Here is a 10,595-nt window from a genome sequence, read left to right as displayed (position 1 = left end):
CCACCGAACAGGGCGGCATTGCCGCCCCTGCCGCCGGCCTGCCCGGGCGCCCCCGATCCGCCTTTTCCACCGTTGCCAATCAACCCAGCATTACCACCGTTTCCCCCGGCGATGCCGGCAGCCGGGCTCGTGTAGCCGGTGCCACCGTTGCCGAACAACAATCCGCCGTCTTGCCCGTTCGGGTTGAGGGCGTTACCCGCAGCGCCGTCGCCGATCAACGGGCGCGCGAAGAGCGCCTCGGTAGGTGCGTTAATCACCTGCAACGCATATCGCTCCGCCGTCTGCAACGTGGATGCGATGGACGCGTCAGTAGTGACGTAAGCGCCCGCGCTCGAGTTCAGCGCGTGCAGGAACTGGTCGTGGAAGGCCGTCGCCTGCGCGGCGACTTGCTGGTAGGACTGGGCATACCCGGAAAACAACGAAGTCACAGCAGCCGACACCTCGTCGCCGGCGGCAGTCAGCAAGCCGGTAGTCGCGACCGCAGCTATCGCATTTGCCTCACTCAGCGCCGAACCGATCACTGCCACATTCGCCGCTGCCGCTCCAAGCGTCCCGGGTAGCGCCACCACAAACGACATTGCCGCTCCTCAACCATCGTCGCGTTGTCCAATAGCAGCCCGAATGGCCCACACCGTACGTGATTGCGGCGCTGGATAGTTGGCTTTTGCGGGTAGGCACAGAGAAGCCATTTAATCCCCGTCACCGTTTACCTACCGCACTCATCAGGAGTTCAAATTTGCTGCCGGAATTCGACTCGCTCAGTCGCCGCCTTTGTCGTCCGACAACGAGACCTCGAGAGCTTCCAGCACATCTCGACAACTGGACGCCCCGGCCATTGCTGCCTGCACCAATTCGCGCGCCTCGTCGCGACGGCCTGAGGCGAGCAACGGCCTGAGACGATCAACTGTGGACTCCAACTGCACGTCAGGCTCCTGGGCGACAGCGCAAGCCAAGACCTGGACCAACTCCCAATCCCGGTAGAGCGCCAACGACCGTTCGTTGAACGCGAACGCTGTCACCGGCTCACCGGCCAGCGTGCCGCGGTATCGATATGGCCCCTCCATGTATTCGATCGGCAGCCCGTGCGCCGGCGCTAGTACCAGCGGCTCGCCTTCGATGTCCAATTGCAATGCCGCGCAGGTGATCCGATGCCGATCGGGTAGATACCGCGCTCGAGCCGGCGGTCGGATCAACGGCCTTATAACGTCGGGCCACCGCACGTAGCTGCTGATGGTGACTTCGAAATCCTCGACACACCCCGGCGGCGTGGCATCGGGATGGCTGATGGTGATTCCGGTAAACGGTTGTAGCGCATTGCCTTCGGTGCGCAGGAACTGCCGCCAGATACTCATGTCGACACCGTTGTCGAAGTTGATGGTGCGCCACTCGTGGGACCGGGTGCGCGGCGGTTCTCCAGTTCCGCCGCCGGCGTATTTCGGGAACCATTGCCGGTCCACGTGCCCGGCGGTGCCGCTGACCCGTTCTTCCGCCTCGCCCCAGCACAGCGTTCCGGTCATGGCCATCCCGGTCTGGAAGTACGAGTAGGTGTCATCTTGGCCGAAGCAGGCAATCTTGCCGTTGTAAGCGGAGGCGCCCAACGGAGTCGGCGCTCGAGTGGGTGTGACTCGCAGGTCCAGTCGCATGGGTTGGCCGGCCTGATCGATGCCGACGAGGCTGACGTCGTAGGTGTAGGGCAGTAACGTTCCGTCCGCGTCGCGCACGGTTGTCCAGCGCGCGACGCCCGGGTCGCCAGTGTTGTACTCGAGGTCGAGATGTCCTACCGCGCTGGCCAATTTGGGTGTTGCTCCCGGTTCCATGCTGGCCGGCGGCATGTCGTAGTCGGTGTAGGTACCGTATTCGCCGCTGTCCAAATCGAATAGAGCCAGCGTGTAGAAGTCGGCGACGATGCTGCCGCCAGGCCGGTTCCTGTTGAAGATGGTCAGAAACGCAAAGGACCGATCAGTGTCCACCGACGTGAGTTCACCGGCGATGAACCAGGTGTCAGACTCTTGATCGGCATGCTGCCCCTCGGCGGCAGGGAAATCGAGTTGACTGTCGCCGGGCACCAGTTGGAAGGGATAACTGCGCCAATCGCTCGTCACTTACGCCTCGCCTCAGTGAATTTTTGCTATGTTAGCATCAATAGCGAAATTACCGTCGCCTGCCCTGAGGTGGTGCCCCGATGACGGCAAATCCCCGTTCCTACCACGAACTGTTCATTGGTGGCCGGTGGCGCAAACCGTCCACGACAGAACGCATTTCGGTGGTCTCTCCACGCACCGAGGAGACAATCGCCGAGGTTCCCGCCGGCCATTCCGACGATGTGGAGGCCGCGGTGGCCGCCGCCCGCGATGCCTTCGACCATGGCCCTTGGCCACGGCTGGCGCCCCAGCAGCGGATGCGAAAGGTCGAAGAACTGGCCGCAATCTACGGCGGACATATCGACGAGATGGCCGATCTGATCACCGCGCAGATGGGGTCGCCACGCAGTTTCAGCCGGCTCGGTCAAGCGGCCGGTGCCGCGTCAATGATCCACTTGGCGCTGGCCGCCGCGCGCGACTACCCGTGGGATGAGCGCCGGCAGGGGGTGCTGGGCGAAGCGCATCTGCGTCGGCTGCCGGTCGGTGTGGTCGCGGCCATCGTGCCGTGGAACGTGCCGCAGTGCCTGATCATGCCCAAGCTGATTCCCGCCCTGTTAGCGGGGTGCCCGGTGATTATTAAGCCGGCTCCCGAAACACCTTTGGACGCTTTGTGGTTGGCCGAAATGATCGAACAGGTCGACCTGCCAGCAGGTGTGGTGTCGGTGGTCACCGGCGGGTCAGAGGTGGGCGAGGCGCTGGTGCGCCACCCCGGTGTGGACAAGATCGCATTCACCGGGTCCAGCGCCATCGGACGTCGCATCGCCGCGCTGTGCGGCGAGCAGCTCAAGCGGGTCAGCCTGGAACTAGGCGGCAAGTCGGCAGCGATCGTGCTCGATGACGCCGACATCGCCAAGACTGTCGCCGGACTCAAGAGCGCCAGCTTGATGAACAACGGCCAGGCCTGCGTCGCCCAGACTCGAATCCTGGTCAGTGAACGGCGTCATGACGAACTCATCGACGCGCTGTCCGACATGATGTCGCAGTTGCAGGTCGGCGACCCCGCTGACGAAAAGACTGACATCGGACCCCTTGTCGCCCAACGCCAACAGGCCCGCGTCCAGGACTACATCCGGTCCGCGCAACACGAAGGCGCCCGCCTGGTACTCGGCGGAGACGACAACCCGTCGACGCGCGGCTGGTACGTGCGGCCGACGCTGTTCACCGGCGCCACCAACGAGATGCGCATAGCCCGCGAGGAGATATTCGGCCCCGTCTTGACTGTGCTCACCTACGCCGACGAGGACGATGCGGTCCGGATCGCCAACGACAGCGACTACGGCCTGGCCGGGTCGGTGTGGACCGCCGACACCGCGCACGGCCTCGACATCGCAGGCCGGGTACGCACCGGCACCTATGGCATCAACATGTACATGCTGGACATCAGCACGCCGTTCGGCGGCTTCAAACACTCCGGGATCGGGCGTGAATTCGGCCGCGAGGGCCTGGATGAGTATGTGGAATTGCAGTCGGTGGCGTGCGCCGGAAAATTGCCGCCGCTCAAAGGGGCTGACCTCAAAGGGGTTGGCGAAGCTGCAGAGTGATCTCGACCGGGCAGCACACCACCCCGTGCTGGTTGCACACCTCGATCTGTAAATCGACGAGGTAGCGCGGCGGTTCGGCCGTGGCGTCACAGCGCTTGCCCACCACCCGTCCCCGGCCGACCATGGTGTCGCCGGCATAGATCGAGCCGGTCAATCGCATGGAACGGCGCACCACTCGACTGCTCGGGCCCGACCAATCGGTCGCGACCCGGTCGGCGAATCCCGCGAGATGCATGGTGTTGACGAAAATCGTTGGATTGCCCTGGCTTTGGGCGTAGTTCGGATCGAAGTGACCCGGAAAGTAGTCCCAGGTTGCCCCGGCGTTTTCGACGACACGTTGATAGGTGATCTCGTCGGCGACTTCGGGCAGTTCGGTGGGAACACTGATGGCGTTCCAGTCTAGGTCGCTCACGGCGCCGACGGGGTGAACCGGAACAGGGTATTGCGCGACGTGGCTACGATTTCTGTTTGCCCGGCGCCGCCCTGGCGACGATAGGTCTCCAGTGTCTCGACGAAATGACCGGTCCCAAGCCGGGTGCGCTTCTCCGGCGACACCGACACCAGTTCCTCCACGGCGGTGAGCAGATCGCCTTCGACGATAGGCTGCAGGAGCTCAACATCATTGGCTGCGTTGATGAAGGTGGTGCCCGGCAGGGGAACCCGCAACGCGAGTGACGCGACCGGCCGGGCGTCTCCTTGGTTGGGCTGCCACGGCGGCGGGATCAGCCAACCCATCAGCAACGCCGGGGGTGCCAGCAGTCCGCCCCATTGCCGGTTGGCGAACTCGGTGTCCCAGTACGAGCGATTTCCGTCGCGGACCATCGCGGCGAACAGTTGTATGCGCGCGGCGCTGATCGCTGTTGCGGCCGTTCGTGGTTCGGCCGCAGTACCCACCATCCGCAACGCGTCCTCGTAGGTTCCGAACGCCAGTTGGTAACTCAAGGTCACGGAACGCTCACATGACCAGCTGCCGACTGGGCACCAAATCCCAAACCAGTTCACGCGAAGTGAAGTACCAGCCGCCGCGCTCATAGATAAGCTGGTCAAGATAGACACCGGTGGCCCGAAGCGTCGTGCCATCATCCCCGGAGACGAAAAGCACTGCGACACAACGCTGTGTCGCATTGACCCCGTCGATATGGATTTCGTGGTCGGCGGTTACCAAACGCTGCCCGTCGCCTCCATCAAAGGCCGCACGCAGATCGGTGAACGACTCACCATCGCGAACGTACGAAGCCCCAGAGTGACGGAACGTGGCGATCCACGCGTCGCGATCTCCGTCGGAATAGGCCCGATTGTGCCGGGCGGTCAGATTCACGATGCCCGCACGGCCTGTCGCCGCCTGCAGCATCTGTTGTTCTTGATAAGTCATCACCATCGTTGTTTACAACCTGCCTTTCAGCGACTCACCACGTAGCCGTGGCTCTCACGATCCCATACGTCCGCAGTAAGACCCCGGGCGCGCAGCAGGTCTTTGCGGACCCGCCCGATCACGTTCTTGGGAAGTTCATCCACCGTGTCGACGTATCGGGGCACGCAGAAGTACGGCATGCGCACGGCGCAGTAGTTCAGCAGCTCCGCGTAATCGATTGTGACACCGGGCTCTAACGTGACGACGACCAAGATGTCATCCTCACCAAGGTCGCTGGGTACCGCGACCGCGGCGGCTTCGGCAACCGCCGGATGGCTCGTCACCACGGCTTCCACTTCCACCGACGAGACATTCTCACCACGTCGACGCAGCGAGTCCTTGACACGATCGACGTAAGTCAGGTTCTGCTCGTCGTCGAATCTGCCCAGATCTCCGGTATGAAACCATTCCGGGTGTGGGTCCACGTGCAACGTCTCTCCACCGGGACGCACATATCCCTGGCTCATCACTTCGGGAAACCTGGCCCGACAGGTGATCTCCCCCACCGATCCGGCCGGCAACTCGACGCAGTCACCGTCGACGATGCGTACCTCGAAATTCGGGTTGGGCCGTCCTGAGCCGCCCGGAACACCATCGTATGCAACCCCGTTGACTGCGAGCGGGAATGCTTCGGTCATGCCATACATGGTGACGACGCTGCAGCCGTAACGCTTTTCGATCAACCGATAGGAGGCCGCGTCAATCGGCGCCGCCGAGATGAACCGCAATGGCAGTTGCGCGTCGCGTGGGTCCGCGGGCAGATTCTGCAGCATCGACACCATGGCGCCCGCGCCCACAAAGCCGACGGCCTCATGCGCCCGCACCTCATCCCATACCTCTCCGGGATGAAAGGCCTTTGCCAGCACCGTCTTTCCGCCGACCAGCAGCGGCGCCAACACGACGGGCGCCGCGCTGAGGTGAAATAGCGGCATCGCGGTCCAAAGCGCTTCTCCCGCGGCGAATTCCCATGCCGACACGGCGGTAGCCGCGACCGTGAACAGGTAATGCCAGGACGTGACAACCGCTTTGGACGGCCCGGTGGTACCGGAAGTGAAGAACAGCACCCCGGCGTCCGCCGCGTCGGCTGGGCCGCTCACTACCGCGTCGTCGTCGTCCAGCGCGGCGGTGAGCCAATCACCTTGCACCACAATGTCTGTCACGGTGCCCAGCTCGCCGGCGATCTCGTCGACACGCGACCGCCGCTCGGCGTCGGTGAGGACGACCTTGGCCCGCGAGAGCCTGAGATTGTGCAGCAGGAAGTCACCCCTGTTAGCCGCGTTCACCGCGGCAGTGATTGCACCGATCCGTGCCGCACCGAGCCAGAAGTAGATCCATTCCGGGCAGGTGGCGGTGAACAGTGCCACGCAATCGCCGCGCCCAACGCCACGTTCTATCAACACGTTTGCCGCCGCGCACGATCTCTGCCGCATCTGCTCAAAGGTGATGTCGCATCCGGCTACCGACATCATCACTCGGTCCGGGTACTGTTCGGCCCGCCGGTCCAGCACGGCGGGCACGGTGAAGCGGTCGACACCGAAGTCGGCGGGCCCCATCAGGCTGGTGCGGCCGCCGGATCCGGCTCGCCGTCGGCGGTGTACCCAAAGTCGTTGGGCGACGGTTGGGTACCGGGGTAGAAGCGGTGTGCCCAGCGCCGCAGCGCCGCGTAGTCGCGGGCCTCCTCCGGGGCCAGGTTCGGCTTCTCCAGATACTTCATGTTCTCCCAGGTGAAGAAGTCCTGCTTGATGACTTCTTGCTGCAGCGCCAGGAATTTGGCGGCGCGCCCAGTGGGCACATCGCCAGTGTCGCCGGGCTCACGCACGGAGGCCTGGGTGTAGAAGTAGTCGGTGTAGTCCTCGTCGACCGGTGTCTGGCCGGTGACCTGGCAAGTGGTCACCAGGTCGCTGGGGAAGCGGACGACGCCGAGACCCAACGAGTAGTTGTCGTAGATGATCTTGGCGTCCACCGGCCCGTTGGGCGTCAGCCACGTCTTGGCCCGACCCCCGCCGAAGTGGGCGTTGACGGTGGCGTGCAGGTGATAGCCAGAAACCTCGAACGAGGCGGTGTTGGCCGGATTGGCCGCCTTGTGCACGTATTGGACGTGATAAGGGTCGGCCGCGTTCTCGATGATCATTTGCGCATGCACCTTGACCCGATTGACCATCCGAGTGTGCGGGTGCAGCGGGTAGTACTCGTCGGTCTCCAACTCGGGCAGCACCGGCGGCTGCCAGTACGGCGCCCGACCGTGCCGCTCGTGCCAGACCAGGATGAAGCCGTACCACTCGGTGACCGGGTAGCTGCGGATGCGGACGTTGTTCTTGCAGCCGATCTTGCTGTAGGGAATCAGCGCATTCGTGCCGTCACCGCGCCACTGCCAGCCGTGCCACGGGCAGACGATGTGCTCGCCCTCCACGGTGCCGCCGACGCCCATGTTGGCGCCCAGGTGCTGGCAGTAGGCATCCAGAACATGCACTTTTCCGGCGTTGGTACGAAACAGCACCAACTCTTCGCCGAAGTAGTGCACTCGTTTGACTGCACCGGCGGCCAGGTCGGAGGCGAAGCCGACGATGAACCAGCCGGTGGGAAAACGGTAGGTGGACAGCGCGATGCCCGAGGGCCCGAACTCACGTTCCGACGGGTCTAGCGCCCCGGAGTCCGCCGTCAGGTCTGAAAATGTATCCGTCACGACTTCTCCGTTTCCCACGGCCACCCTCAGTTGCGGGGCCGCCCGCGCGGCAGCGCGGTTCGACTATCCCTATTTTTACTATTTTAGACATTGAACGTCAACGTGCCCGCCGGAGCTGGTGGTCGGGCCCTGCGGATCGACCCGATTTGTATTGACCCGGTTCATCTTTCGTGGTCCGGAGTCCGGAATGCACCCTATCGGGACACGTCGTCAGGACGGGTCGTCAACGATGCGCAGCGCGGCTCTCGGGCATTGGTCCACCGCGGCTCGCACGTCGATCTCACGGTCCGGCGGCACTGGGCCCTCTGCGATTTGCACCACGTCCTCGTCGCCCAGCTCGAAGATGTCGGCAGCGATGGATTCACAGAACCCGTTGGCCTCACACATGTCTGCGTCAACGATCACTCGCATCGAAAGTCCCTTCTCTCAGAGTCCTACCGGGCGGGTCCCGATCACCTTGTTGGCGGCAAGGTTCGCAAGGTCCTGCTCAGTGAGCCCGCACTGCTCGCGCAATACGTCTTCATTGTGCTCGCCGAGCGTCGGCGGTGGGCGCAAAAGCCATTGCCGCTGGCCGGCGAGCAGCGCAAAAGGCGGCGTCGGATACAGGCCGGGACCGGTCCGCGAGTGGTCGAGCGACTCGAAGAAGCCGCGGTCGCGCAGCTGCGCGTTTTCGGTGACCAGCGACGGCGAGACGACCGGCGCGACTGGAACCCTGGCGCCGGCCAGCAGCTCCACCGACGACTGCAGTGGTTGGGTGCCAAACCAGTCGCGTAGTTGCTGGTCGATCTCATCGACCCGTTCCCGACGTCCGGCTTCGGTAGCCAGACCTTCGTCGGGTGCGGCCCCCATCAGATCGACCAACGCGGCCCACTGACGGTCGTCACACACGCTTACCGCGATCCAGTCGTCCTCCCCGGCACACCGGTAGATGTTCTGAATGGCGCCGCCGTGGCCGCGGTTTCCCCGCCTGCCCAACGTGTTTCCGAAGACCTCGGCCTCGATCGGTTGTATCGCGGTGGTATTCAAGACCGTTTCGAGCATCGGCAGTTCGACCTGCTGGCCAGTCCCGGTGCGTTCGGCGTAGTGCAGGGCGGCCAGCACCGCGAACGCTGCGTGCACCCCGGCCAACGGATCGCAGGCACCACGCGGGGTCACCGGGGGCGTTTCGGGCAAGCCTGTCACCCAGGTCAACCCGCCGATCTGCTCCATGGTGGGGGCGAATCCGACCCGGTCTCGCCACGGCCCGGTAAGTCCGAAGGCCGGCATGCGGGTGACGACGAGTTTGGGGTTGATCTCCAGCAGTACATCTGCGGTGAGCCCGAAGTGGTCCATCACCCGCGGTGAGAAGTTCTCGATCACCACGTCGGCCGAACGGACCAACGTGAGGAACAGGTCGCGGCCCTCCGCACTTCCCAAATCCAATGTCACCGAACGCTTATTGGTGTTCATCGCGTGAAACACCCAGCCGTACTCCCACCAGTCGTCCACGTCGGTGCGCATTCCGCCGGAATAGCGGATGCCGTCGGGACGCTGAATGGATTCCACTTTGACGACGTCGGCGCCGAACGCCGCCAACAGATGCGTAGCGGCCGGCCCGGCCCAGAATGCAGTCAGGTCCACAATGCGAACGCCCTGCAGGGGTAGCTCGGCCGCGGCCGTCGATGGCGCGGATTCAGGCTTCTGCCAGACTGATTCGTCGTTGGCCGCACCGATAGCCTGGGCGTCGCGTAGCGGCGCGGGCCCGCACACCGACATCAGCCAGGGCGAGCGGGGCTGGTGGAAACCAGCCGGGTTGGCGACAAATACCTCGCGTTCGGTCACATATGCCATGTCGCGGACGGTGGCGCCATTGCCCAACGGCGCGATCGGTAGCCGGAATAGCTGGCCCAGTTCGACGATTTCGGCCACGGTTCGCTCGGCCATCCAGGGGCCGATCGACTCGTAGATGAAGTCGCGGTAGTCCCAGCGGCCGATCTGGAAGCGTAGCTGCGGAATCTCTTCGAACTCAGGGCATTCGACCATCGCAGCGAAATCCAGCCACTGTTGTCCGGTGACCATCGTGATGCCGACATACCCGTCCTTGGCTGGCACTATCGACGGAACTTCGAGGGTGCGGCGAATCGGCGGAACCCGCAGTAGTTGTGAATGCAACCACTCGCTGCTTTGCATCGCGGTGATCGCCTCGAGCATGGACAGGTCCAGATGTTCACCGGGTCCCCCGCGTGCGACGCGGCGACGCACGGCAACAGCACCGAACGCGGCATAGACGCCGCCCATGTACTCGCCGAGGTCGCCACCTATCGAGATCGGCGGGCCGGCCGGATCACCCCTGAAGCCGGTACAACCCGACCAGGCCTGCAGCGTGAACTCGGTGGCGGCACGATCGGCAAACGGACCGGTCCAGCCGAAGTCGGAGATCGTAACGACGACAGCTTGCGGGGACTGCGCCAACACCCGCTGCGGATCGATACCCAATGCGGCGGCCCGTGAACGCCCGCCAGTCAGGATCACCACGTCGGCGGCGGCGAGTTCGGCGCGGAATCGTTTTGAGTCCGATGGCACGCTCAGACTGCTCTTGCCCGCGTTGAGATAGCAGAACAGCGGACTGCTCGCCTCACTGGGCACCGGTGCACACGTCGCCGTGTAACGCCGCAGCGAATCCCCCTGCGGCGGCTCAAATTTGCGGACCTCGGCGCCGGCATCCACTAACAGCTTGCCGCAGTAGCTGCCGGCCAGGCGGTCACTGATCTCGACGACCCGCAGTTCGTCGAGCGGTGTCGGCCGGCGATCGGCCCCCTGACTCACGCGGCTATTTATAC

The 10,595-nt window shown here is 64.0% G+C and carries 10 protein-coding genes; 1 reads left to right on the top strand and 9 read right to left on the bottom strand.

The genetic code is table 11. From position 1 onward, the window contains the following. Both A5634_RS08455 and A5634_RS08450 read right to left on the bottom strand, forming a co-directional pair. The coding region (locus A5634_RS08455; RefSeq protein WP_081290295.1) for a PE family protein at positions 1-578 on the bottom strand (578 nt) is incomplete at its 3' end. A 180-nt stretch (positions 579-758) separates the two neighbouring features. After that, positions 759-2,102, bottom strand: a complete 1,344-nt coding sequence (locus A5634_RS08450; RefSeq protein ID WP_065143597.1) for a lipocalin-like domain-containing protein — start codon at positions 2,100-2,102, stop codon at positions 759-761. 80 nt (positions 2,103-2,182) lie between these two features. Between A5634_RS08450 and A5634_RS08445 the strand changes: the two genes are divergently transcribed. Next, positions 2,183-3,682 (top strand): aldehyde dehydrogenase, encoded by a 1,500-nt coding sequence (locus tag A5634_RS08445; RefSeq protein WP_065143596.1) that lies wholly within the window; start codon positions 2,183-2,185, stop codon positions 3,680-3,682. Here A5634_RS08445 and A5634_RS08440 read toward each other — a convergent pair. From A5634_RS08440 to A5634_RS08410, 7 genes are all read right to left on the bottom strand, one after another. Beyond that, on the bottom strand, positions 3,654-4,094 hold the full coding sequence (locus A5634_RS08440; protein ID WP_065143595.1) for a MaoC family dehydratase: 441 nt from the start codon (positions 4,092-4,094) through the stop codon (positions 3,654-3,656). The genes A5634_RS08445 and A5634_RS08440 overlap by 29 nt on opposite strands. Beyond that, positions 4,091-4,579 carry an FAS1-like dehydratase domain-containing protein gene (locus A5634_RS08435; protein ID WP_065143603.1) on the bottom strand — a complete coding sequence of 163 codons (489 nt, stop codon included), beginning with the start codon at positions 4,577-4,579 and terminating at the stop codon, positions 4,091-4,093. The genes A5634_RS08440 and A5634_RS08435 overlap by 4 nt, the downstream gene beginning before the upstream one ends. A gap of 58 nt (positions 4,580-4,637) precedes the next feature. Continuing rightward, on the bottom strand, positions 4,638-5,060 hold the full coding sequence (locus A5634_RS08430; RefSeq protein ID WP_065143594.1) for a nuclear transport factor 2 family protein: 423 nt from the start codon (positions 5,058-5,060) through the stop codon (positions 4,638-4,640). A 20-nt stretch (positions 5,061-5,080) separates the two neighbouring features. Continuing rightward, positions 5,081-6,649 (bottom strand): AMP-binding protein, encoded by a 1,569-nt coding sequence (locus tag A5634_RS08425; RefSeq protein WP_155769436.1) that lies wholly within the window; start codon positions 6,647-6,649, stop codon positions 5,081-5,083. Then, entirely contained in the window at positions 6,646-7,776 is a 1,131-nt protein-coding gene (locus tag A5634_RS08420; RefSeq protein ID WP_065143602.1) for an aromatic ring-hydroxylating oxygenase subunit alpha, read from the bottom strand. Before A5634_RS08420 ends, A5634_RS08425 begins: the two co-directional genes overlap by 4 nt. A gap of 210 nt (positions 7,777-7,986) precedes the next feature. Beyond that, positions 7,987-8,187: a ferredoxin gene (locus tag A5634_RS08415; protein WP_065143592.1), complete on the bottom strand. Its 201-nt coding sequence runs from the start codon at positions 8,185-8,187 to the stop codon at positions 7,987-7,989. Between the two features lie 15 nt (positions 8,188-8,202). Next, a complete protein-coding gene (locus A5634_RS08410) occupies positions 8,203-10,581 on the bottom strand; it encodes a CoA transferase (RefSeq protein WP_437339956.1) in 2,379 nt (792 codons plus the stop codon). Positions 10,582-10,595: the final 14 nt, after the last annotated feature.

The sequence above is a fragment of the Mycobacterium asiaticum genome, assembly GCF_001673365.1.
Lineage (GTDB): Bacteria > Actinomycetota > Actinomycetes > Mycobacteriales > Mycobacteriaceae > Mycobacterium > Mycobacterium asiaticum_A.
The sequence above is the reverse complement of the archived record's forward strand: the minus strand, read 5'-3'. Positions and strand labels throughout refer to the sequence as shown.

Excerpts from the sequence above, each read along its gene's own strand:
- A5634_RS08430 (WP_065143594.1), bottom strand. The coding sequence starts at position 5,060 with ATGGTGATGACTTATCAAGAACAACAGATGCTGCAGGCGGCGACAGGC.
- A5634_RS08445 (WP_065143596.1), top strand. The coding sequence starts at position 2,183 with ATGACGGCAAATCCCCGTTCCTACCACGAACTGTTCATTGGTGGCCGG.
- A5634_RS08435 (WP_065143603.1), bottom strand. The coding sequence starts at position 4,579 with ATGGTGGGTACTGCGGCCGAACCACGAACGGCCGCAACAGCGATCAGC.
- A5634_RS08415 (WP_065143592.1), bottom strand. The coding sequence starts at position 8,187 with ATGCGAGTGATCGTTGACGCAGACATGTGTGAGGCCAACGGGTTCTGT.